We start from the raw sequence: 24465 nt of genomic DNA on the forward strand, positions 1-24465 counted from the left end.
GGCTAACTGTTATACGATGCGAAACGCATCCACCAACACACAGCGACGCAGACGCACAAACGTGCGCGCACTGGTCACCCCTTCCCCGGTTGGCGTGGTAATGGTCATCGTGGTCCAGCCTTCGCCGCCGAGTCCCAGGCCTGCAATACACGGCCCATTCTTGACGAAAATGCTGGTATCAATGGCGTTAGCCATACGGTTCATATTGTCGATGTTGCGTGAGTGCATTGCCGCCGTGTGGTGGCAACCGCCTTCAAGCGCGACGGCCAGATCAATGGCCTCATCAACGTTGGCAACCCGCACCACTGGCAGTACCGGCATCATCAGTTCGGTGACAGCGAATGGATGCGTGGCCGGAGTTTCGACGAATAACAACCGGGTTTGATCCGGTACGTTCAGGCCAATAGCCGCAGCGATTTTTCCAGCGTCACGCCCGACCCAGTCACGGCTGACCGTACCTTTGCCGCGCTCATCAACATTTTTCAGCAGCACCGGTTGCAGTTGCTCAGCCTGGGCCGCCGTCAGCTTGACCGCATGCTGACTTTCCATCAGACGCATCAGCTCATCGGCGACACTGTCGACAACAATCAGCACTTTTTCGTCGGCGCAAATGATGTTGTTATCAAACGAGGCGCCTTTAACGATGGACTGCGCGGCGCGAACCAGATCGGCCGTTTCATCGACCACCACTGGCGGATTACCCGCACCGGCGGCAATCAGACGTTTGTTGGTGTGCTTACGTGCCGATTCCACTACCGCTTCGCCGCCGGTTACCACCAGCAGGCCGATGCCAGGGTACTTGAACAGACGCTGAGCGGTTTCGATATCCGGGTTGGCAACGGTGACCAGCAGATTCGCCGGGCCACCCGCAGCAACCACCGCCTGGTTGAGCAAAGTGATGGTGCGCTGAGAAACACGCTTCGCCGCCGGGTGCGGGGCAAAGACCACGCTGTTGCCCGCGGCAATCAGGCTGATGGCGTTGTTAATGACGGTTGCCGCCGGGTTGGTGGACGGTGTCACCGAAGCCACCACGCCCCACGGCGCGTTTTCAATCAAGGTCAGGCCGTTATCGCCGGTCAGAACCTGTGGAGACAGGCATTCCACACCCGGTGTGCCACGAGCCTGCGCCACGTTTTTGGCAAATTTATCTTCAACGCGTCCCATGCCGGTTTCACTAACGGCAAGTTCCGCTAATTCTCTGGCGTATTTTTCGCCCGCTTCACGAATAGCGTGAATGGCCAGTTGGCGCATAGCGACGCTTTTCAGCCCCTGCTGGGCCAGTTTTGCAGCCGCCACTGCGTCATCCAGGGAGGCAAAAACGCCCATTTCTTGAACGGCACTGACGGGCTGGCTGCTGTCTTTCATTTTCAGCAGTACCGCTTTCACGACCTGTTCAATATCCTGTTGATTCATGATTTTCTGCCTTATTTATGGAAGATCACCTGACCACCTGCCACCACTTCATCGACAATGCCAATCACGCACAAATCGACAGGCGATGATTCGTTATGGTGCGCCTGACGGGCTGAGCTTCCGCTGACCAGCAGCACCCACTCTCCGTTTCCCGCCCCGATGCTGTCGATCGCAACAGCACACTGCCCGTCAGGATTTCCCTGGGCATCAATCATTTCCACCATCAGCAACTTATCGTGCGCGAGTCCCTGATGGCGTACGGTACAAACGATTTGTCCTGTGACGATTGCCAGTTTCATACCCGCCTCCGTGGCATATTTCAGGTAAAAGCTCCCCCTACCCTCCGCAGAAGGTAATGTGAAAAGGAGAGAGGGTGACGCCAGCAATGATGTGGCGTCACATGGACGACTTACATGTCGTTGCTGTCGCCTTTAAAGCTGATCGGGAACACTTCTTCCAGATCGCCGTGCGGACGCGGGATCACGTGTACAGAAACCAGTTCACCAATGCGCTGTGCTGCAGCAGCACCTGCGTCCGTTGCCGCTTTACATGCCGCTACGTCGCCACGGACCATGGCAGTAACCAGACCGCCACCGATCTGCTTCACGCCAACCAGCTTCACGCGTGCCGCTTTAACCATTGCGTCAGAAGCCTCAATCAGTGCAACCAGGCCCCGGGTTTCAATCATTCCTAATGCTTCCATTGTGTTTTCCTCTCATTAAGGGGTCCAGAACGGGACCTAAACAACCAGTGTGTGCGAGGCGTTTTCACGACTCACGTCAGTCTGGCGCGGCACTGCTGCCACCAACGCCAGTTCGATAATTTCCTGTACGCTACAGCCGCGAGAAAGGTCATGAAGCGGTGCGGCAAGCCCTTGAATCAACGGACCGACGGCACGATACCCTCCCAGGCGCTGAGCGATTTTGTAACCAATGTTGCCTGCCTCCAGTGACGGGAAGACCATCACATTGGCATTGCCGTGTAGCGGACTGGCAGGCGCTTTTTGCGCGGCGACATCCGGTACAAAAGCGGCATCAAACTGCAGTTCACCATCAACAATAAGCTGCGGGGCACGCTCACGAACGATCTCGGTCGCCTGCTGCACGTTAGCGACGTTAGGATGGCGCGCACTACCATTACTTGAAAAGGACAGCATGGCGACACGCGGTTCTTCTCCGGTAATGGCCTGCCAGGTCTGCGCACTGGCAATCGCAATATCCGCCAGTTGTGCAGCAGTTGGCTGCGGCACCACGCTGCAATCGGCGAACCCTAATGACGGCCCAAGGTACTGCGGCAGCATCAGGAAAATTGACGACAGCGTTTTACAGCCAGGCTGTAGCCCGATAATGCGTAATCCGGCACGCAGCACGTTCGCTGTTGATGAGAGATTGCCCGCAATGCAGACGTCAGCTTTACCCGCGCTGACCATTGCCGCGGCGAACATTAGCGGATCGTTGAGTTTTTCCAGCGCATCCGCAGGCGTTTTATCTCCCGCGCGGGCCAGCCAGCGCAGCGCAAACTCTTCGCGCATTGGCTGATTGCTTTGCGGATCGATAACCTGAATGCCATCCATTGCCACCCGGTGACTGAGGGCAAACTGGCGCAGCGCAAACGGACTGGCGACGAGAATGGGATGTGCCAGACCGTGCTGGTGCAGGTAATTCGCCGCCTTCAGCACCCGGACATCCAGCGCATCCGGGAATACCACCCGTGCCGGTGAGCGTTGGGCGAGTTGACGAGCACGTTCAATGATCATTGCTTCTCCCCCAGTCGCTGTTGAATTTGGTTAACCGTCAGCGGATGCTTCGCAACGCTCAGAATCATCATCACGTAGACCGTACTGGAAAGGCGGTTGAGCGCCTGCATAATGTCCGGTCGCATAACCTCAAAACTGCGAGTGATGAACACCTGGGCCGCCACCGTCTCCGTTTCACGGACTTTGGTACGCAGCAGATTAAGCAGTGCGCAATCACGTCCATGACTGGCTTCAGGCACCAGATGGTCGTGGTCCAGATAGCGCAGCGGTTGATGCGAAAGACGGTGTAAATCTTCGTCACTTAAACCCACGACAGCTTGTGCTGCCAGCGGCTCATCCATGGCGTCAGCGCGCATAATATTGCCCAGGCGCGAGCGGATATCCGCCAGCCACGGCTGCCACGGTTCTGCCATCTCAATCTGCAACCACACGGCCAGGGCGATGGTGCTGTCCAGCGCGGCGCGAAATCCCAGCCGAGGGTCACTTTTGGCGACCATCTTGTCCGCCGTCAGATGCGTCAGGGTGTCCGGTTTCTTCGCCACCGGTTGATGGCACAGTTCGCAACTGGCCTGTGGATGCGTATCGCTACTGGTTAAACCATGCACCGGCTGCGGCTGCTGTTCTTCGTCATCGATAAACAGACTGCCCTGCTCGTCGATAAACTTAATGCGCAGATGTCGGCTTTCCAGTAATTCCCGGGCAGACGGCGTCAGGCGAGCGTCAGCGGGGAGATGAATTTCAGCCCCTTCGCTGAGCGTATGATTCGCTCTTAGCCATGCTTCGGTAATGAAATCCTTCATACATCCGCCTTAGCAGGACTGCCAGTTCGCAGGCCAGGCCACATACAGGAATTTCACGGTCGATGGCGTGCCAAATTCGATGCTGGAACCTTTCGGGATAAACATCACATCCCCGGCTTTCGCAATCATGGTTTCGCCTTCATGACGAACGTGCAGTTCGCCTTCCAGAATCATGTCGATTTCGTCGTAGTTCAGCGTCCATGGGAAAAAAGCGTTATCCCACTGCATGAAACCGGCGGCCATGCTGCTGCCGTCCTGGTCAGTCACTAAGTCGGTTAAGCCAACACAGTGCGGTTGAGCGCCGTCAAAACGACCAAACTTCACGCTGCTGCCGTCAATGACTTTCACGCCGCCTTTGCCGGTAACCGAGTTAAAGCTCGGCTGCATTCCGCCCTGCTCCAGCGACTGCTTCTCCTTCATGACTTTATCCATCAGCTGCGCGACCAGGCTTTCGGTGAACTGCCCTTCCGGCAGTTGCGCGATGATGGTTTCGCGAATGCGCTGACTTTCCGATTTGCCATCATCCGCTGGAGCGGCTGCCGCGGCAGTTGCTGCAACTGGCGCTGATTCGTCGCATTCAGTGATAGTGACGCCCAGCAGCTCCGCGACCTCGCGAGCCTCCGGGGTGATGATGCTGGCGCGCAGAACAACCGACAATTCCTGTTCGCCGCGTGCGTGGGCCGCACGAATATCGTTAGCTGTGATGAGTTTTTTCACCTGCCCTTTCCTCCTTTTGGCTGAGCTCAGTCAGATAATCCACCAGGTGCTGCACGCTGCGCGGGTCATGGCTATTGAGTTCAAAAATTGGCTCCTGAAACCCTATCCCGCGAAGTAGTTGTCGCGTTGCGGCGACGTCGGCATCCGGCATGTCCGTTTTGCTGATAACGGCGATTTGTCGTTTACTGGCGCCGATATCCAACAGCCCGGCAGGTAAGCGACTTTCTTTATCATTTGCCGCGTGTATATAAATCAACGTATCAACATCTTGCAGCGTAGTAATTAAGGCGTGATACCAGCGCGGATGGCTAAAATATTCTCCGGGTGTATCGATATCACCGTTTTCATTAAACTCCACGGCCTGCGTTTTTCTGGCGAGGGAATAATTTCCCTGGAGCGCATTAAAAAGCGTTGTTTTCCCCGCCCCGACCGTACCGACAAACGCAATACGTTTCATCGCCGCCTCTGATTAACTTTTTGTCAGGTTGCACAAAGTGAAATTTAATACCCGACCCAGGCCGCTAACGGTCTGCAATAATGCTTCCTCGACCGCCCCAACAGAGCCGTAGATCACCAGCGCACCGCTGAATCTATCGAGAAAACCGATATGTACATCCGCGGCCTTCATAGCCAAATCACCGGCAATCATCGCGGTCTCGCCCGGCGTAAGCGTCATGATGCCGATAGCACCCGCTTCGGGAACGCCGATCTTTTTCGCCAGTTCTTCGCCAGGGTGCGCAATGAGATGCGCCAGCGTGACCTGTTTCCCCGGCACAAATTCCTGAATGATGCGTTCTTTTTCCATTGCTCACCGCCTCCGCTAAAACTGTCCTCATCGTGGCAATTTTTTGTCAGAGTAAATAACAAAATTCGGCAAGTGGGTTTAAAAGGTGAAGTAGATCACTAAGAAATGAAAAATAAAAAGGCGCGGGAGAACCCCGCGCCGGAAATAATTAAAGTGAAATTACAGCGGCTGAGTTTGGGCTTCTACGACCGCCAGCGCCACCATATTAACGATACGACGAACAGAGGCGATCGGTGTTAATACGTGAACAGGTTTAGCGACCCCCATCAGCACCGGGCCGACCGTTACGCCTTCAGAGCTGGACACGCGTAGTAAGTTGTAACTAATACGCGCCGCTTCCATATTCGGCATCACCAGAATATTGGCGGAGCCTTTCAGCGGACTGTCCGGCATCCGATCGTTACGAATGCTTTCTACCAGCGCGGCGTCGCCGTGCATCTCACCGTCGATCATCAGCTCAGGCGCACGCGCCTTAATCAGCTCCAGCGCGTCGCGCATTTTGCTGGCGGATGGGCAATTGGAAGAGCCAAAGTTAGAGTGCGACAGCAACGCCACTTTCGGTTCGATACCGAAGCGACGCACGGTTTCAGCCGCCATCACGGCGATTTCAGCCAATTGCTCCGGCGTAGGATCGTCGTTGACGTAGGTATCGGCAATAAAGGTGTTGCCGCTTGGCAGCAGCAGCGCGTTCATCGCCCCCGCCGTATGCACACCGTCACGGTGACCGAATACGGCTTGCACCACACTGAAATGCTCGTGATAGTCGCCAATTGTGCCGCAGATCATCGCATCCGCTTCACCGCGCTGCACCATGATCGCGCCGATCACCGTGGTGTTGGCGATCACTGCGCGCTGCGCCTGCTCCTGAGTAATACCGCGACGCTTCATGATCTGGTAATACTCGCTCCAGTACTCTTTGAAGCGTGGATCGGATTCATTGTTGACGATCTCAAAATCAACACCGGCTTTGATCTGCAGCCCCAGTTTCTGGATGCGCATTTCGATCACGCTCGGACGACCAATCAGGATCGGCTTCGCCAGGCCTAAGGTGATCAATTCCTGCGTTGCATGCAGTACACGCGCTTCTTCCCCTTCCGTCAGCACCACGCGCTTCGGCGCTTTACGTGCCAGCGAGAAAATCGGCTTCATGAACAGGTTGGTTTTGTAGACGAACTCACTCAGCTTATCGATGTAAGCATCAAAGTCGGTAATCGGACGCGTCGCCACGCCGGAATCCATCGCCGCTTTCGCTACCGCTGGCGCGATTTTGACAATCAGACGCGGGTCAAACGGTTTAGGAATAATGTAATCCGGGCCGAAGCTCAGATCCTGATCGCCGTAAGCCGAAGCCACGACTTCGCTCTGTTCAGCATGCGCCAGTTCCGCAATCGCGTGTACCGCAGCCAGTTTCATCTCTTCGTTGATGGCGGTAGCACCCACATCCAGCGCACCACGGAAGATGAACGGGAAGCACAGGACGTTGTTGACCTGGTTCGGGTAGTCGGAACGACCGGTACAGATGATGGCATCAGACCGGACTTCTTTCGCCAACGGCGGCAGGATTTCCGGTTCCGGGTTGGCGAGTGCCAGGATCATTGGCGCACGGGCCATTTTCTTGACCATTTCCTGAGTCAATACTTTCGGACCCGAGCAGCCGAGGAAAATGTCTGCGCCGTCAATCACGTCATCCAGCGTACGCTTACCGTCATCTACCACCGCATAAGCCGCTTTGGTTTCCGCCATATTCGGCTCGCGGTCTTTGTAAATCACGCCTTTGGAGTCGCAGACCACAATGTTGTGCTTCTGCATACCCAGCGCCACCAGCAGGTTCATACAGGCAATCGCCGCAGCGCCTGCACCGGACACCACCATGCGCACATCAGAAATATTCTTCTCGACCACCCGCAGACCGTTAAGAATTGCGGCCGTACTGATAATCGCAGTGCCGTGCTGGTCATCATGGAATACCGGAATATTCATGCGCTCGCGCAATTTTTGCTCAATGTAGAAGCACTCCGGCGCTTTAATATCTTCGAGGTTGATACCGCCAAACGTGGGTTCCAGGGCCGCAACCACATTGATAAATTTATCCGGATCGAGTTCATCGACTTCAATATCGAACACGTCAATTCCGGCGAATTTCTTAAACAGAACGCCTTTACCTTCCATTACGGGTTTACCGGCCAGCGCACCGATGTTACCCAGTCCCAGCACCGCAGTACCGTTAGAGATAACCGCCACAAGGTTGCCACGTGCGGTATATTTGTAGGCCGCCAGCGGGTCTTTTTCAATTTCAAGGCACGGTGCAGCTACGCCCGGCGAGTAGGCCAGTGCAAGATCGCGCTGTGTCGCCAGCGGCTTGGTCGGAGAAACCTGGATTTTACCGGGTACCGGAAATTCGTGGAAATCGAGGGCGCTTTGTTTTAACTGGTCATCCATCTTGTTGTTCCTTTCACGTATCTATCAAAAAAGTGGCGCGGGTAACCATTCTGCTGAGCCGCACATTATCACCTCAGTCAGCGGCACAAACTTTGAAGGCCTCCAAACTCTCACCATTCAAAGAAAGAATTTGTTATCAATTTATAACAGCTATGTTACCTGCTTAAGCCAGCAATACCATGCCTGTCTGCTATGCTTTTTGCTGACAACGCCCGCAATTTTCCCAAAAGTGTGAATCACAACACGCATCTAACGCTTTACTTTTCAAGGAGTATTTCCTATGACCCGTAAAGAGCTTGCCAATGCCATTCGTGCGCTGAGTATGGATGCCGTCCAAAAAGCTAACTCCGGCCACCCTGGAGCACCAATGGGGATGGCCGATATCGCCGAAGTGCTGTGGAACGATTTTCTACGCCATAACCCAACCGACCCCAGCTGGTACGATCGTGACCGGTTTATTCTGTCCAACGGCCACGCCTCAATGCTGCTTTACAGCCTGTTGCATCTTTCCGGTTACGACCTGTCGATCGAAGAATTAAAGAACTTCCGTCAGCTCCATTCAAAAACGCCAGGTCACCCGGAAATTGGCTACACACCGGGCGTGGAAACCACCACGGGTCCACTGGGTCAGGGACTCGCAAACGCGGTTGGGATGGCCATAGCTGAACGGACGCTGGCTGCACAATTTAATCAGCCGGATCACGAAATTGTCAGTCACTTCACCTACGTCTTTATGGGTGACGGCTGTCTGATGGAAGGGATTTCTCACGAAGCCTGCTCACTGGCGGGCACGCTGGGGCTGGGTAAGCTGATCGGTTTCTACGATCACAACGGTATCTCGATTGATGGCGAAACCAAAGGCTGGTTTACCGACGATACCGCGAAACGCTTTGAAGCTTATCACTGGCATGTGGTGCACGAGATTGACGGCCACGACCCTGAAGCCGTGAAGCAAGCGATTGTGGAAGCACAGCGCGTTACCGATAAGCCGTCGCTGATTATTTGTCGGACGGTGATTGGTTTTGGCTCCCCCAATAAGGCAGGAAAAGAAGAAGCGCACGGCGCCGCGCTGGGTGAACAAGAAGTGGCGTTGACCCGGCAGAAACTGGGCTGGCATCACCCGGCCTTTGAGATCCCGAAAGACATTTACCGGGCATGGGATGCACGCGAAAAAGGGGAAAAAGCGCAACAGAACTGGAATGCGAAATTCGCGGCTTACCAACACGCATACCCGGAACTGGCAGCAGAGTTTACCCGCCGGATGCGCGGCGAACTCCCTGACGAATGGGAAAAAACAACCCAGAAATACATTACCGAACTGCAGGCTAATCCGGCCAAAATCGCCAGCCGCAAAGCTTCGCAAAATACGCTGAATGCCTACGGGCCAATACTTCCTGAACTGCTGGGTGGTTCGGCAGATCTCGCGCCCAGCAACCTGACTATCTGGAAAGGCTCTGCGTCCCTGAAAGAAGATCCCGCCGGCAATTATATTCACTACGGCGTGCGTGAGTTTGGCATGACCGCCATTGCCAACGGCATCGCTCATCACGGTGGTTTTGTGCCGTACACGGCGACCTTCCTGATGTTTGTCGAGTATGCGCGTAACGCCGCACGCATGGCGGCACTGATGAAAGCCAGGCAGATTATGGTCTATACCCATGACTCGATTGGCCTGGGAGAAGATGGGCCGACGCACCAGGCCGTCGAACAACTCGCCAGCCTGCGCCTGACACCTAACTTCAGCACCTGGCGTCCGTGCGATCAGGTGGAGACAGCGGTCGGCTGGAAACTGGCGGTGGAGCGCCATGACGGACCCACGGCGTTGATCCTCTCCAGACAGAATCTGGCACAGATTGAACGTACACCCGAGCAGGTGAAGCAGATTGCCCGCGGTGGCTATGTGCTGAAAGACGGTGGAGGAAAACCCGATGTCATCCTGATTGCTACAGGTTCAGAAATGGAAATTACATTGCTGGCGGCGGAAAAACTGACGGGTGAAGGCCGCAATGTCCGCGTAGTTTCACTGCCCTCAACGGATATTTTCGACGCCCAGGATGAGGCTTACCGGGAATCGGTTCTGCCGGCAAACGTGAGCGCACGCGTGGCAGTAGAAGCGGGTATTGCCGACTACTGGTACAAATACGTCGGCCTGAAAGGGGCTATTGTCGGCATGACGGGATATGGAGAATCCGCCCCGGCGGACAAGCTGTTCCCGTTCTTCGGCTTTACGGTGGAGAACATTGTCGACAAAGCGCATAAGGTGCTGAACGCCTGATGGCGATGCTCACGCGTCTTATCAGGCCTACGAAATCTATCACCATCAGGCCGTATAAGGCGCTGTCGCATCCGGCATTAAATTAACGCGTGATCCACAGCGTGGGCCAGGCATCTGGTCCATGCCAGTTATCACAGCTTGGCTCTTGTGCGTAACGCACCAAACGAAAGCGCTGGCCGTCAAACCGCCAGCGTGTCTGGATCCCGCAGTCCGATAAACCTCGCCCTTTGGCTAGAGTGACCAACTCACGAGATTTCTCGTCAAACGTGGCATTGGTCAGCTCCATGTCGGTACTGTCTGCATCAGTTTTAAATGGCAGGCTCAGACGTACAGCGCGAGAGGTAAACGGCGTGGTTCGAGAAACGGTCCATGCCAGATCGATGGTGTTGTATGCCCCTGCTTCGCAGCCGATCATCAGCAGAGCTTTATCGTCCGTTAAGGCGAAAACCCGCATCTCACGACGCATGGGATCGAGTGAACAGCGGATGCCATTGATCCGCCAGTTGCCATAATCCAACAGCTCGCTACGCTCCTGTTGAGTGAGTGCCGTTGGCGTGGAATTAACCACCGCCACACCTTTCAGCGCGGGAGCCGGCGGAACGCTGAGCGGCGGCTCGTCTCCTTTCTCAATCCAGGCGGTTTCGCTACCAACGCGCTTTTGTTGCGCATCAATAAACAACAATGCTGCTTTCAGCCCAGACAGAGAAAGCGTTTGCGTACCTTTTTGCAGGGTAATGGCTTTCGCATCCTGCACAGTTTGTAAAAATGTCCCGATGGTAGCCGGATCATCCGTCATCAAATGCCAGGGCGTAATACGCCAGTGTTCACCGGCCAGGGGAAGTGGCGTGCCATCCAGCAGCAAGCGCGGCGCAATATCGGCCTCTTTGACATCAGGAGAATCCATACCGCCAAGTTCAATACGCAACACGGCATCGGTATGCGCCCCGGCACTGCGGCTCAGGGTCATCACCAGGCCGTGATGATCTCCCGTATTTCGCGCCACGCAGAAGTTTTGATTGTTGCAGGTCACCTGCCAATCAGAAAATGCCTGCTGTGCAGGCGCCGCCCACAGCAAGCGGGCCGGTAGTAGGCCGAGCAGGAACACGAAAATAATGCGATAGCGCATGGACGGTACAACCCCAAAATCAAAACACACAGCCCAGGCGGTATCTTCCTTGCGCGACTGATGAGGCTCAATAAGAATCGTCGGATTGGCCTGTATCTTTGTAAAGAAATATAAACCCTGACCGCTAATCCATAAGATGCGACGATTGCAGGTAGTTAAGTAACAGCACCGTTTTCCCGTCGCAAATCTCACCCGTTTTGATCATCGATAGTGCCTGTTCAAAAGGCAATTCCAGTACTTCAATATCCTCATCTTCAATACCGCCACCCGCATTGGCCCGTTGGCTGTCACTGTATTGCGCGATAAAAAAGTGAATGATCTCCGTCACGCCGCCCGGCGACATATATAACTCAAAAAGTTTCCGTGCTTCGCCCACTTCAAAGCCGGTCTCTTCAATGGCTTCTTTACGAATGCAAACTTCCGGCTCATCGTTGTCCAGCAACCCGGCGCAGGCTTCAATCAGTTGTCCACTTTCATTGCCGTTGACCCAGGTCGCAATACGAAACTGACGAGTCAGCACGACGTTTTTTTTCTCCGGGTTATACAGTAAAACTGTGGCGCCGTTACCGCGATCGTAAACCTCACGTTTGTGGCGAATGACCTCGCCATTGCTGCGGGTCAGGTCATAGGTGATATTGCGCAGGATGAAGTAGTTATCAGAAAGGACTTTATCTTTGATGAGGGTAATTTTTTGCGACATACCGGCTCCACAGCAAGAAGTGAGAAATAATACTACGCCGTGAAACCGGGTTTGTCTTGACCTTAGGCTAGTGAGATTTGACTGATTTTACACCCAGCCAGTCAATGATGCCCTGTGCGGCATGTCGCCCTTCCGCCATCGCAGTAACGACCAGATCCGCACCGCGAACTGCATCACCACCAGCAAAGATTTTCGGGTTGCTGGTTTGATAACGGTATGCGCTTTCAACATCAGCGGCAATGCGCCCCCAGTTATCAACCTTAACGCCATGCGACTCCAGCCACGGCATGCCGTGTGGGTGAAAACCAAACGCCATGATCACCGCATCAGCGGGCATGACAAACTCACTCCCGGCGATGGGAACCGGGCGACGACGGCCCTGCACATCCGGTTCGCCAAGCTGAGTACGTAAAAAACGTACACCGCTGACGCGTCCATCGGCATGCAACACCAGCTCAACCGGCTGGACGTTAAACTCGAAGTTTGCTCCTTCTTCACGCGCGTTCTTCACCTCTTTTTTCGAGCCCGGCATGTTGGCCTCATCACGGCGATAAGCGCAGGTCACCTGGCTTGCGCCATGACGCAGCGCGGTTCGCACGCAGTCCATTGCCGTATCGCCTCCGCCCAGCACAACCACGTTCAATCCTGCGGTATCGATAAACGGCTCTTCAGGCAGTTCCTCCAGCCCCATCACCTGCTTGGTGTTGGCAATCAGGAACGGCAGCGCATCATAAACGCCCGGCGCATCTTCATTTGGCAGATCGGCTTTCATCGAACGATAGGTACCAACTCCCACAAATACGGCGTCGTAATCGTCCAGCAGCGAGGAGAGCGCCACGTCTTTACCCACTTCGCAGTTAAGTTCGAAATGAATACCCATGGCGCTAAAGATTTCACGGCGGCGCGCCAGCAACGATTTGTCCAGCTTGAAAGCCGGAATACCAAACGTCAGCAAGCCGCCGATTTCTGGATGACGATCGAACACGGTAGCGCAGATGCCATTTCGCGCTAACACATCCGCGCAGGCCAGACCGGCCGGACCTGCGCCAATAATGGCGACACGTTTATCGACTTTCTGCACATGGCTAAGGTCGGGTCGCCATCCTTTGCTCAGCGCACGGTCAGAAATATAACGTTCAATATTGCCGATAGTCACCGCGCCATGTTCGTTCCGCACCGTGCAGGCCCCTTCGCACAGTCGGTCCTGTGGACAGACGCGCCCGGTCACCTCCGGCAGGCAGTTAGTCTGGTGAGAAAGTTCTACCGCCGCATCAATGTTCCCGGCTTTGACCAGTTCAATCCACTGCGGGATGTGGTTATGTAGCGGACAGGTCCATTCGCAAATACTGTGCTCGCCGCATTTCAGGCAACGAGACGCTTCCCGCTCCGCCTGCGCCGTACGAAATGGCAGGTATATTTCATCAAAGCTGGTTTTACGGGCTTCTATCGCCAATTTATCCGGTTCACCGCGCGGCGTCGTCGCCTGCATCTGCTCACGCCTGGTGAGCTGATGGGGCGTAAAATCGGTCGCGCTGGCATGCCAGGGCTGACTTTCAAGACTCGCCGTACGCAGCCGACGTGCTTTTGATAATCCGGTAAGCGAGTTTTCCGTCACCAGTTGCAACGCCTGCGCCGGACAGTTCTCCACGCAAGCCGGGCCCTCTTCACGCCCCTGACACAGGTCGCATTTGTGCGCCGTTGCTTTTACCTTTCCTTTAGCGACAGGAGTAAGTACGATCTGCATCGTACCAAAAGGACAGGCAACGACGCATGATTTGCAGCCAATACACTTTTGCGCATTCACCTGAACGCTGTCGTGCTCATGACTAATGGCCCCATTCGGGCAACTTCTGGCGCAAGGGGCATCTTCGCAGTGGTGGCAGGTGACTGCACTGCGCTGTTGCTGATGCTTGATGACGGTAATTCGGGGCTGAAAATGCCGTTGGCTCAGGACATGTTGCTCGTCATTGTGGGCCATGACACAGGCGACCTCACAGGCGTGGCATCCCAGGCACTGTTGGCTATTGACCATAATAAAACGATTCATGGCTTCCTTCTTTTTTGGTTGCGAAAACCTTATTCTTTATATGACTGTTGTTATTAACCGACCCTGAAGAGGGCGGCAATGTTCATTTGCCCAGGAAGCACAACTATTTATCCAGAACCTGTGGCAGATCAATTTATTTCATCGAATATGAAATTGTGTTTCATTTAACGTTCAGTTTTATGATTACTTTTTTAACATTTATCAAATACGCTGAATCGTTCAGGTTGAGTCGGAGCGTGGCGTGAATTGTGTGAGGGTGCGCAAGTGACGGTAAAGCGTCCGGTCTCGGCCAGCCTGGCTAAGGCTTTTTTCTATATAGTGTTGCTGTCGATTCTCTCAACGGGTATTGCACTGCTTACGCTGACCAGCAGCTTGCGGGATGCTGAAGCCATCAATATTGCCGGCTCTCTGCGTATGCAAAGCTATCGATTAGGTTACGATTTGCAAAGCCAGAGCCCGCAGTTAAACGCCCACCGTCAGCTTTTCCAGCAGGCGCTAAACTCACCGGCACTTCAGAATCTGAATGCGTGGTATGTGCCGCAAGCGGTAAAAAGTCGCTATGGCCGCCTGCATGCGAACTGGCTGGAAATGAACGCCCGCCTGACCAATGGCGATTTGCCGTGGTATCAGTCCAATATCAACAACTACGTCGATCAAATCGATCTCTTTGTGCTGGCGTTGCAGCATTATGCCGAGCGCAAGGTGATGTTGGTTTTTGGCATATCGCTGGCGGGAGGGATCGGTATCTTCACCCTCGTCTTCTTTACGCTACGGCGTATTCGCCAGCAGGTCGTGCGCCCGCTGAATAAGCTGGTGATGGCCAGCCAGCATATTGAACACGGTCGGTTTGATATCTCACCGCTGGATACACAACTCCCCAACGAACTGGGATTACTGGCGAAGACGTTTAGCCAGATGTCGAGTGAGTTGCATAAGCTGTACCGCTCGCTGGAAGCCTCCGTCGCCGAGAAAACCCACGATCTCCACGAAGCCAATCGCCGCCTGGAAGTGTTATATCAATGTTCCCAGGCACTGAATACCAGCCAGATTGACGTGTATTGCTTCCGCCATATTTTACAGATTGTCCGCGAACATGACGCCGCGTATTTCCTGGAGCTCACCGTCGGTGATAACTGGCGAATCAGCGAAGGAACGGCAAGCCCTGAACTGCCGATGCAGATCCTGCCCGTCACAATGCAAGATACGGTTTACGGTGAACTGCACTGGCAAAGCCCGAATGTGAATGCTTCCACGCCACTGCTCAACAGCGTATCAACGATGCTCGGGCGCGGGCTGTACTTCAACCAGGCGCAAAAGCACTTTCAGCAGTTGCTGCTAATGGAAGAGCGAGCAACCATCGCCCGCGAGCTGCACGACTCGCTGGCGCAGGTACTTTCTTATTTACGTATTCAGCTTACGCTACTAAAACGAGCTATTCCGCAGGATAACGTTCCGGCGCAAAGCATCATGGCGGACTTCTCCCAGGCGCTGAATGATGCTTACCGCCAACTGCGTGAGCTGCTTACCACCTTTCGCCTGACCCTACAGCAGGCCGATTTGCCTTCCGCTCTGCATGAAATGCTGGAAACGTTGCAAAATCAAACATCGGCTAAACTGACTCTCGATTGTCGGCTGCCAACACTGGCACTGGACGCGCAAATGCAGGTGCATCTGTTACAGATCGTCCGTGAAGCGGTGCTGAATGCCATTAAGCATGCCAATGCCAGCGAAATTGCGGTCAGTTGCGTGACCGCACCGGATGGTAATCATACCGTTTATATCCGTGATAACGGTGTCGGCATCGGTGAGCCTCATGAGCCTACGGGGCACTACGGTCTGAATATCATGCGTGAGCGCGCAGAGAGGCTCAGCGGTACGTTGACCTTCTCGCAACCTTCCGGAGGAGGCACGCTGGTGAGCATCAGCTTTCGATCGGCAGAGACCGACAGTCAGCTAACGTAAAGAACAGCAAAGCGTCGGAAAGCCTGAATTCAGGCCTGACGGCGTTGGCACAAAAGGTACGCTGTAAACGGGCATGATAATTTACATTATCTTCTTTTTTTCTCCACGTTTGCCCCGTACCTTGCCGCTACAGTAAGCAAGTCATACGCATAAATATACGCAGAAACACGAGGTCCCCTTTTAATGGCGAATTTTTTCATCGATCGCCCCATTTTTGCCTGGGTGTTAGCTATCCTGTTGTGCCTAACGGGAGCCCTGGCTATTTTTTCGCTGCCCGTTGAGCAATATCCCGACCTGGCACCGCCAAACGTGCGGGTTACCGCAAACTATCCAGGCGCATCTGCACAAACTCTGGAAAACACGGTGACCCAGGTTATCGAGCAGAACATGACGGGTCTCGACAATCTGATGTATATGTCATCCCAAAGCAGCGGAACCGGTCAGGCGACGGTGACGCTTAGCTTCGTTGCCGGGACCGATCCTGATGAAGCTGTACAGCAGGTGCAAAACCAGCTGCAATCGGCGATGCGTAAACTGCCGCAGGCGGTACAGGATCAGGGTGTTACGGTGCGAAAAACCGGGGATACCAATATTCTGACCATCGCTTTTGTGTCTACCGATGGCTCAATGGATAAGCAAGATATTGCCGACTACGTGGCAAGTAATATTCAGGACCCGCTTAGCCGTATTAACGGTGTGGGGGATATTGATGCTTACGGTTCACAGTATTCCATGCGTATCTGGCTCGATCCGGCCAAACTTAACAGCTTCCAGATGACCGCCAAAGATGTGACTGACGCTATCGAGTCACAGAATGCGCAGATTGCGGTTGGTCAGCTTGGCGGTACCCCTTCGGTGGACAAACAGGCGTTGAATGCGACGATCAACGCGCAGTCGCTACTACAAACGCCGGAACAGTTCCGCGATATTACACTACGCGTTAACCAGGACGGCTCGGAAGTCAGACTAGGCGATGTGGCAACGGTCGAAATGGGGGCCGAGAAGTACGACTACCTTAGCCGCTTTAATGGCAACCCCGCGTCCGGACTTGGGGTGAAACTGGCCTCCGGCGCCAATGAAATGGCAACAGCGGAACTGGTCATCAACCGCCTCGATGAGCTGTCGCAGTATTTTCCGCACGGGCTGGAATACAAGGTGGCCTATGAAACCACCTCCTTCGTCAAAGCGTCGATTATCGATGTGGTGAAAACGCTGCTCGAAGCTATCGCGCTGGTTTTCCTTGTGATGTACCTGTTCCTGCAAAATTTCCGTGCCACGCTGATTCCCACCATCGCCGTTCCTGTCGTTTTGATGGGTACCTTCTCCGTGCTTTACGCCTTTGGCTACAGCGTTAACACCTTAACAATGTTTGCGATGGTGCTGGCGATCGGCCTGCTGGTTGATGACGCTATCGTGGTGGTGGAAAACGTCGAGCGTATTATGAGTGAGGAAGGTCTCTCACCACGTGAAGCGACGCGAAAATCGATGGGGCAAATCCAGGGCGCGCTGGTCGGTATCGCCATGGTGCTGTCGGCGGTCTTTATTCCAATGGCCTTCTTTGGCGGCACTACTGGGGCCATTTATCGCCAGTTCTCGATTACTATCGTCTCCGCGATGGTGCTGTCCGTTCTGGTGGCGATGATCCTCACCCCTGCCCTGTGCGCTACGCTACTTAAACCGCTGCATAAAGGTGAGCATCATGGTCAAACAGGCTTCTTCGGCTGGTTTAACCGGATGTTTAACCGCAACGCTGAGCGTTACGAAAAAGGCGTTGCCCGGATCCTGCATCGCAGCCTGCGCTGGATACTGATCTACGGACTGCTGCTTGGCGGGATGGTGTTCCTGTTCCTACGCCTGCCAACGTCCTTCTTGCCGTTAGAAGACCGCGGGATGTTTACCACCTCGGTACAGTTGCCGAGCGGCTCCACGCAGCAGCAAACATTAAAAGTCGTTGAGGAAGTCGAGAAGTACTACTTCACCCACGAAAAAGACAACATTATGTCGGTCTTTTCCACGGTCGGTTCCGGCCCTGGCGGGAACGGTCAAAACGTGGCGCGTATGTTTGTCCGCTTAAAAGACTGGGATCAGCGCGACACCACTACCGGGACGTCTTTCGCCATTATCGAACGCGCGACCAAAGCCTTCAATAAGATTAAAGAAGCCCGCGTCTTCGCCAGTAGTCCTCCGGCCATCAGCGGTCTTGGTAGTTCCGCCGGTTTTGATATGGAATTACAGGACCACGCTGGTGCAGGCCATGACGCGTTAATGGCCGCACGCGACAAACTCATTGAGCTGGCCGGGAAAGACGCTTCACTGACCCGTGTTCGCCATAACGGTCTGGATGACAGTCCGCAACTGCAAATTGATATTGATCAGCGTAAGGCTCAGGCGCTGGGCGTTTCCATTGACGACATCAATGACACATTGCAGACGGCGTGGGGCTCCAGTTACGTAAACGACTTTATGGACAGGGGCCGTGTGAAGAAGGTTTACGTCCAGGCTGCGGCAAAATACCGCATGCTCCCGGACGATATTAACCTGTGGTATGTGCGCAATAGCAGCGGCGGCATGGTGCCATTCTCCGCGTTTGCCACTTCTCGCTGGGAAACCGGCTCACCGCGTCTGGAGCGATATAACGGTTATTCTGCTGTTGAAATCGTCGGCGAAGCCGCACCCGGAGTCAGTACTGGTACGGCAATGGACGTGATGGAGTCGCTGGTTCGCCAGTTACCAACCGGATTTGGCCTTGAATGGACGGCGATGTCGTATCAGGAACGGTTATCGGGATCTCAGGCTCCTGCCCTGTACGCCATTTCGCTGTTGGTCGTGTTCCTGTGTCTGGCTGCACTGTACGAGAGCTGGTCGGTACCGTTCTCCGTTATGCTGGTCGTACCGTTGGGGGTCATTGGCGCGCTGCTGGCGACCTGGATGCGCGGTCTGGAAAACGATGTTTATTTCCAGGTCGGCTTATTAACGGTAATCGGGCTATCGGCGAAGAACGCGATACTGATTGTTGAATTCGCCAACGAGATGAACGAAAAAGGGCACGACCTGCTCGACGCTACGCTGCATGCGTGTCGCCAACGTTTACGTCCGATTCTCATGACATCGCTGGCGTTTATCTTCGGGGTACTGCCGATGACAATCAGCAGCGGTGCTGGCTCCGGCGGCCAGCATGCGGTTGGGACCGGTGTCATGGGTGGGATGATTTCAGCCACCATTCTGGCGATTTTCTTCGTCCCGCTGTTCTTTGTGCTGGTGCGTAGACGCTTCCCGCTGAAGCCACGCCCAGAATAATCGGGCACAAAAAAGGCGACTTACGATGAGTCGCCTTTTTCATCCTTTTCAGGATATGAATTTCTTCCAGAAAATTATTTACGAAGCATCACTTCGATAAAGTCTTTCCAGTTCCCCAGTTCACGTTCAATCATAACGACCTCTCTTATTATTATGGGCATTCTACGAAATCATCCTCATTAAAAGAAGATAATTTAACCGATGGTTGTGATTACATCCTCCAGTGCCTGGGGTCATGTCATCACTATGCGCTATACCCATAAATTTTATGTGACTCACTGCAATATTTTGAAATATTCACACATAATCTACGACTTTGACAATTTTGATGGAAAAACAGACTGATGCAAACAGGTTTATTCTGAAATACCGATCGACGTGAAATTTTGGAACTTTCAGGAATCATTATTCACCGTTGTTCAACAATGTTATATTTTTCTATAACGAATGAATGACAATATGTATTATCAGAAACGCGAGAATACAAGAATAAGTATTCAAAATACGTTAATAAGGATTCACATGATCACCCTCTACGGCATTAAGAATTGCGATACAATTAAAAAGGCCCGACGCTGGCTGGAAACGCAGGGTATTGACTACCGCTTCCATGATTATCGTGTCGACGGTCTGGACAACGCGCTGTTACAGTCCTTTATCAGCGAGTTAGGCTGGGAGGCGCTGCTCAATACGCGGGGAACCACCTGGCGCAAACTGGATGAAGCAACGCGTAATCAAATCACGGATGCCGCTGCTGCCGCCTCATTGATGATTGAAATGCCTGCAATTATCAAACGCCCATTGCTCTGCGAGCCCGGTAAGCCTATGCTGCTTGGTTTCAGTGAATCCAGTTATACTCTGTTTTTTAATGAGGTGTAGTCTATGTCGTGCCCGGTTATTGAGCTGACACAGCAGCTTATTCGCCGACCTTCCCTGAGCCCGGATGATGCCGGGTGCCAGGCGTTAATGATTGAACGTCTGCGTGCGGTAGGTTTTACCGTTGAGCGAATGGATTTTGGTGACACACAGAATTTTTGGGCATGGCGCGGAAAAGGTGAGACCCTGGCATTTGCCGGTCACACCGACGTAGTGCCCGCAGGCGATGTTGATCGGTGGATCAATCCGCCGTTTGAACCGACCATTCGCGACGGCATGCTGTTCGGGCGCGGTGCGGCCGATATGAAAGGTTCGCTGGCGGCAATGGTCGTGGCGGCAGAGCGATTTGTCGCCCAACATCCGAACCATCAAGGGCGTCTGGCATTTTTGATAACGTCAGACGAAGAAGCCAGCGCTAAAAACGGCACCGTGAAGGTCGTTGAAACGCTGATGGCGCGCAATGAGCGGCTGGATTATTGCCTGGTCGGTGAGCCGTCCAGCACCGAAATCGTCGGTGACGTGGTGAAAAATGGACGTCGTGGTTCCCTCACCTGCAACCTGACTATTCATGGCGTACAGGGGCATGTGGCCTATCCGCATCTGGCTGATAACCCGGTGCACCGGGCTGCGCCAATGCTCAATGAGCTGGTGGCGATTGAATGGGATCAGGGCAATGAGTTCTTTCCGGCAACCAGCATGCAGATTGCCAATATTCAGGCAGGCACGGGCAGCAACAACGTCATCCCCGGCGAACTGTTTATTCAGTTCAACTTCCGTTTCAGCACCGAATTAAACGACGAAATGATTAAGTCGCGGGTACTGGAACTGTTGGACAAGCACCAACTGCGTTACACAGTAGACTGGTGGCTTTCCGGCCAACCGTTCCTGACCGAACGCGGTAAACTGGTGGATGCAGTGGTGAACGCCATTGAGCACTATAATGAGATTAAACCGCAGTTACTGACGACAGGCGGGACGTCCGACGGGCGCTTTATTGCCCGCATGGGGGCACAGGTGGTGGAACTTGGGCCGGTCAATGCCACCATTCATAAAATAAATGAATGCGTCAATGCCGCCGACCTGCAGCTACTTGCCCGTATGTATCAACGTATCATGGAACAACTCGTCGCCTGATGAGTGTTCCTGCAAGAGGAAATAAGCATGGACTGGCTGGCAAAATATTGGTGGATTTTAGTGCTGGTGTTTCTGGTGGGGGTACTGCTGAATGTGATCAAAGATCTTAAGCGTGTCGACCACAAGAAGTTTCTCGCCAATAAGCCGGAGCTTCCCCCGCATCGTGATTTTAACGATAAATGGGACGATGACGACGATTGGCCGAACAAGGATCAGCCGAAGAAATAATTTGTAGGCCGGATAACACATATCACGTTGCTATCCGGCACTATCACTGACTGTCATGCCGGATGGCGGCTTCGCCTTATCCGGCCTACAGGTTAAATCATCTCAATCACATCATCATCGTGAGGCTTACCACCGCTCAGCGCTTCATCAAAGTAGTGCTTCGGCACGGTAAAACGCAGATGGTCGAGCGCAAACTGCATGCTGTGTTCATCAATGGCGTGCCCCAGATTTTCGACGATATCCAGCGTCACATCCCCACCTGCACGAATTAACGCTTCCTGCGCAGCAACGGCATGAGATAACTCAATCACCCGATCTTCACCGCCGTGAATCAAATGCACTGTGGTAGCAGTGGTAGCCGCTTCCGGCAAGGTGGCGTAACGGCCATTAAAGGCAATGACCCGCGATGCCAGCCCTGGCTCAGCTTTGATACTCTCAAGTGACATAATCGCCCCCTGAGAAAAACCAATCAACGCGGTAGCCTGAGGTGACACACCACTCTGTTTCTGCCAATAGCGAACGGTTTCGATAAACACCGGCATGATGGCATCAATACGCGCCTGACGGTTCTCTTCCGTTACACCCTGAACAGAAAACCACTGACGGCCACCGGCAGCACCATAAGGCTCTGCCCCACCAATGCTAACGATTAGCGCATCCGGAAACAGCGGCGCAAACCAGCTGCCAATTTCGCCCATGGCTACCGGATTATCGCCGACACCATGAAACAGCAACAGCAACTGTTGAGCGGGTTTATCGGGACTTTGAACAACAAAATGGTCATGTTTCATGGCGATCTCCTTAACTGATGAGAATTATTCTACGCCGCTTAACCGCAATGACCATGCCAGGAAATTGAAGAAGTTAGTGAAAAAATTGCCATTGCATAATGCGATTACGTAACCATTGCTGACGTTCGGTATCCAACTGCGCTAACGCCTGTGCCGCCTCTTCACGCTGAACCAGCAACAACGCTTTTCGCCCCGAGACCTTCAGCCGCTTGCACAATTCCGCGTCACTGCATTTTTCCTGTAAACGCCCACGCAGCGCCGGGAGAGGCTGTGCACAGTGCTGGAGCAGACGGCTCAGACAACCGAGTGATGTGAGTAACGGCCGATGCGCGAAGGCAAACCCTGCCAGCTCATCCCAGTCATCATCATTAAGCGTAGACGCGTTCAGTGGAACGACCGGGATACGCTCATCATTCCATTGGGCGAGGATCGCCGCATCGCGACGCAATCGCTGATGCTCCCGCTCAGCCAGACGCTGCCCGGCATCACTGATAGGAAGTAACGCCATTGCCGTATAGCACCCACTGCTGGCTTCACGATGATTCCCCATCCGCACCAGGATAAAACCGCAGCGCTGCCAAAAACGCCACAACTCGGCCGTATAACCGAAACTGACGGAAAGATAGTCACACTGCGAGGAATACTGATGGGCCTGCATAATCAGTTGCTGCCCGATACCTTCCCGCTGGCGAGCAGGATGAACCGCAATACGGCTAACCCGCCGGCCAACCAGCGTTGCGGCCAGCGGATCGCTGCCATGCGCCGCCAGTGACTGCGCAACCAGGTTGCCTCTTGGCCGGCGATATCCCGCCCACACAGCCTGACTTAACGCTGCGGATAGGCCACCCTCATCCACCAGCCAGACAGCGCCTGCAACAGCGTCCACGCCCGATGCCTGAAGAAAATGCTGACCCGGCGCATCCATCATCCGGCGCAGATCCAGTGGCGAGGTGCGATAATGCGCACCGGAGAGCAATTGATAGACCGCCAGCGGTAGCGTCGGGTTGGTATGCCAGACATTCGCATCAAATGCGCAGAAGCGAATCTCACCCTGTGGCGCATGCGTAAAGGTTTCATCATCAAACACCAGCGCATCGCTGACCATTTTTTCCAGTGGGCATCCCTGCGCCCAACGCACTGGCTGTTGTAATTCATAGCGCCGCAGATGTGGGAAGCGAGCGCAGAATTTCAACAAAAACCCTCTGCCGGTTCCCTCATAGCCCTGAACGGTTGTCGTTAACAGCGTGCGGGGAAAACGTGAAACCAGCTGGTGCAGAAGCGGTGCAGGAATAGCAGCCGCTTCATCAACAACGAGCCAGTCAGCCGTTTCAGCACTGGCTAACAGCGCGTCCGGCGCCATAAAGCAGTAGCGTTCCCCGGCAAATTGCGCCAGTACATCCGTTGCCGCTTTCGCCGGTGCGGTAACGATGGCCGTCCCCTTCATACGCGAAATCAACTGCCCGGCCAGCGCGGATTTTCCCCGACCACGCGCGGCGGTCACCGCAACCACACCCGGAGGCATATCCAGTAAATGATGTAAAATCTTCGCCTGTTCCGGCTGGGGATCGCCGTTTGCCGCCTGCCAGTCTGCTCGCACAGGAAAATGCGGATAGGATTTCGCCTGATGCTGTTGCCAGTGCAGCGTTTCCCCTTCACGAGCCACTGCTCGCCTGAAGTGTTCAACAAAGTGCGGTGTTGGGATAGGTTCAGCGCAGTCGCTCCAGCGCAGGGAATCCGCGTCCGGATGCGTGTGCCAGTCCTGCCAGGGCGGGGTCAGCAACACCAGCCAACTCCCGGCGCGGAGCGTGCCGCTGAGTGCGGCAAATGCCGCCGCGTCGAATCCCTGCCCGGCATCAAAAACGGCATGGCGAAATTCACGCCCTAACAGCGTCTGTAGCGCCTGGGGTGTGCAGTTCGGCTCAGCAGGGGCTGTTGCCCCCACCCACAGCCAGTCGCCGGGCAATGTTTTGCGTAGCGCTAACGCTTGAGCCTGGCACCAGTTTTCTTCGCCGCTGATGACCAACAGACGACGAATCCCTTCGCGGCTCATCTGTTCTGTGAGCGCACTCAGTGCTGCATTGTCAGACATCCCTGCCTCA

At 54.2% G+C, this 24465-nt stretch carries 21 protein-coding genes; 6 read left to right on the top strand and 15 right to left on the bottom strand.

Annotation, left to right across the window (positions count from 1 at the left end):
- Positions 1 to 9 precede the first annotated feature (9 nt).
- From RYZ59_RS02205 to maeB, 9 genes are all read right to left on the bottom strand, one after another.
- On the bottom strand, positions 10 to 1413 hold the full coding sequence (locus RYZ59_RS02205; protein WP_318044601.1) for an aldehyde dehydrogenase family protein: 1404 nt from the start codon (positions 1411 to 1413) through the stop codon (positions 10 to 12).
- 11 nt (positions 1414 to 1424) lie between these two features.
- The gene (gene eutN / locus RYZ59_RS02210; protein WP_137384744.1) at positions 1425 to 1712 is read right to left on the bottom strand and encodes an ethanolamine utilization microcompartment protein EutN; all 288 of its coding nucleotides are present in this window, start codon (positions 1710 to 1712) and stop codon (positions 1425 to 1427) included.
- A gap of 110 nt (positions 1713 to 1822) precedes the next feature.
- Positions 1823 to 2116: an ethanolamine utilization microcompartment protein EutM gene (eutM, locus tag RYZ59_RS02215; RefSeq protein ID WP_003835054.1), complete on the bottom strand. Its 294-nt coding sequence runs from the start codon at positions 2114 to 2116 to the stop codon at positions 1823 to 1825.
- 36 nt (positions 2117 to 2152) lie between these two features.
- The gene (gene pta / locus RYZ59_RS02220) at positions 2153 to 3169 is read right to left on the bottom strand and encodes a phosphate acetyltransferase (RefSeq protein ID WP_318044602.1); all 1017 of its coding nucleotides are present in this window, start codon (positions 3167 to 3169) and stop codon (positions 2153 to 2155) included.
- Positions 3166 to 3969, bottom strand: a complete 804-nt coding sequence (eutT, locus tag RYZ59_RS02225) for an ethanolamine utilization cob(I)yrinic acid a,c-diamide adenosyltransferase EutT (RefSeq protein ID WP_003835057.1) — start codon at positions 3967 to 3969, stop codon at positions 3166 to 3168. The genes pta and eutT overlap by 4 nt, the downstream gene beginning before the upstream one ends.
- A gap of 9 nt (positions 3970 to 3978) precedes the next feature.
- Positions 3979 to 4686, bottom strand: a complete 708-nt coding sequence (eutQ, locus tag RYZ59_RS02230) for an ethanolamine utilization acetate kinase EutQ (RefSeq protein ID WP_137384747.1) — start codon at positions 4684 to 4686, stop codon at positions 3979 to 3981.
- Positions 4664 to 5143 carry an ethanolamine utilization acetate kinase EutP gene (eutP, locus tag RYZ59_RS02235; protein ID WP_016153958.1) on the bottom strand — a complete coding sequence of 160 codons (480 nt, stop codon included), beginning with the start codon at positions 5141 to 5143 and terminating at the stop codon, positions 4664 to 4666. The genes eutQ and eutP overlap by 23 nt, the downstream gene beginning before the upstream one ends.
- A gap of 12 nt (positions 5144 to 5155) precedes the next feature.
- Complete coding sequence (eutS, locus tag RYZ59_RS02240) at positions 5156 to 5491, bottom strand: ethanolamine utilization microcompartment protein EutS (RefSeq protein ID WP_137384748.1); 336 nt, start codon at positions 5489 to 5491, stop codon at positions 5156 to 5158.
- 159 nt (positions 5492 to 5650) lie between these two features.
- Positions 5651 to 7930 (bottom strand): NADP-dependent oxaloacetate-decarboxylating malate dehydrogenase, encoded by a 2280-nt coding sequence (gene maeB, locus RYZ59_RS02245; protein ID WP_318044606.1) that lies wholly within the window; start codon positions 7928 to 7930, stop codon positions 5651 to 5653.
- 280 nt (positions 7931 to 8210) lie between these two features.
- On the opposite strand from maeB, the gene tkt reads away from it, so the two are divergent.
- Positions 8211 to 10205 (top strand): transketolase, encoded by a 1995-nt coding sequence (gene tkt / locus RYZ59_RS02250; RefSeq protein WP_318044607.1) that lies wholly within the window; start codon positions 8211 to 8213, stop codon positions 10203 to 10205.
- Between the two features lie 82 nt (positions 10206 to 10287).
- Here tkt and RYZ59_RS02255 read toward each other — a convergent pair whose 3' ends face one another.
- From RYZ59_RS02255 to aegA, 3 genes are all read right to left on the bottom strand, one after another.
- A complete protein-coding gene (locus RYZ59_RS02255) occupies positions 10288 to 11331 on the bottom strand; it encodes a DUF1176 domain-containing protein (protein ID WP_318044608.1) in 1044 nt (347 codons plus the stop codon).
- Positions 11332 to 11455: 124 nt separating this feature from the next.
- Positions 11456 to 12031, bottom strand: a complete 576-nt coding sequence (nudK, locus tag RYZ59_RS02260) for a GDP-mannose pyrophosphatase NudK (protein ID WP_318044610.1) — start codon at positions 12029 to 12031, stop codon at positions 11456 to 11458.
- Between the two features lie 67 nt (positions 12032 to 12098).
- The gene (gene aegA / locus RYZ59_RS02265; RefSeq protein WP_318044611.1) at positions 12099 to 14078 is read right to left on the bottom strand and encodes a formate-dependent uric acid utilization protein AegA; all 1980 of its coding nucleotides are present in this window, start codon (positions 14076 to 14078) and stop codon (positions 12099 to 12101) included.
- Between the two features lie 264 nt (positions 14079 to 14342).
- Here aegA and narQ point away from each other — a divergent pair, with 264 nt between their 5' ends.
- Positions 14343 to 16040: a nitrate/nitrite two-component system sensor histidine kinase NarQ gene (gene narQ / locus RYZ59_RS02270; RefSeq protein ID WP_318044612.1), complete on the top strand. Its 1698-nt coding sequence runs from the start codon at positions 14343 to 14345 to the stop codon at positions 16038 to 16040.
- Positions 16041 to 16223: 183 nt separating this feature from the next.
- Complete coding sequence (gene acrD / locus RYZ59_RS02275; RefSeq protein WP_318044613.1) at positions 16224 to 19337, top strand: multidrug efflux RND transporter permease AcrD; 3114 nt, start codon at positions 16224 to 16226, stop codon at positions 19335 to 19337.
- Positions 19338 to 19411: 74 nt separating this feature from the next.
- On the opposite strand, the gene ypfM is transcribed toward acrD, so the two are convergent.
- Positions 19412 to 19471: a protein YpfM gene (gene ypfM / locus RYZ59_RS02280; RefSeq protein ID WP_001386977.1), complete on the bottom strand. Its 60-nt coding sequence runs from the start codon at positions 19469 to 19471 to the stop codon at positions 19412 to 19414.
- A gap of 388 nt (positions 19472 to 19859) precedes the next feature.
- Here ypfM and RYZ59_RS02285 point away from each other — a divergent pair, with 388 nt between their 5' ends.
- From RYZ59_RS02285 to RYZ59_RS02295, 3 genes are read left to right on the top strand one after another with little or no spacing between them, the layout of a single operon-like run.
- Entirely contained in the window at positions 19860 to 20216 is a 357-nt protein-coding gene (locus RYZ59_RS02285) for an ArsC family reductase (protein ID WP_318044614.1), read from the top strand.
- A 3-nt stretch (positions 20217 to 20219) separates the two neighbouring features.
- Complete coding sequence (gene dapE, locus RYZ59_RS02290) at positions 20220 to 21347, top strand: succinyl-diaminopimelate desuccinylase (RefSeq protein WP_137384763.1); 1128 nt, start codon at positions 20220 to 20222, stop codon at positions 21345 to 21347.
- Positions 21348 to 21374: 27 nt separating this feature from the next.
- Complete coding sequence (locus RYZ59_RS02295; RefSeq protein ID WP_003835080.1) at positions 21375 to 21575, top strand: YpfN family protein; 201 nt, start codon at positions 21375 to 21377, stop codon at positions 21573 to 21575.
- Positions 21576 to 21667: 92 nt separating this feature from the next.
- Here RYZ59_RS02295 and ypfH read toward each other — a convergent pair whose 3' ends face one another.
- Both ypfH and RYZ59_RS02305 read right to left on the bottom strand, forming a co-directional pair.
- Positions 21668 to 22366, bottom strand: a complete 699-nt coding sequence (gene ypfH / locus RYZ59_RS02300) for an esterase (RefSeq protein WP_271448592.1) — start codon at positions 22364 to 22366, stop codon at positions 21668 to 21670.
- A gap of 73 nt (positions 22367 to 22439) precedes the next feature.
- Entirely contained in the window at positions 22440 to 24455 is a 2016-nt protein-coding gene (locus RYZ59_RS02305) for a tRNA(Met) cytidine acetyltransferase TmcA (RefSeq protein WP_318044616.1), read from the bottom strand.
- Positions 24456 to 24465 lie beyond the last annotated feature (10 nt).

The sequence above is a fragment of the Citrobacter sp. HN-141 genome (assembly GCF_033341895.1).
GTDB lineage: Bacteria > Pseudomonadota > Gammaproteobacteria > Enterobacterales > Enterobacteriaceae > Citrobacter.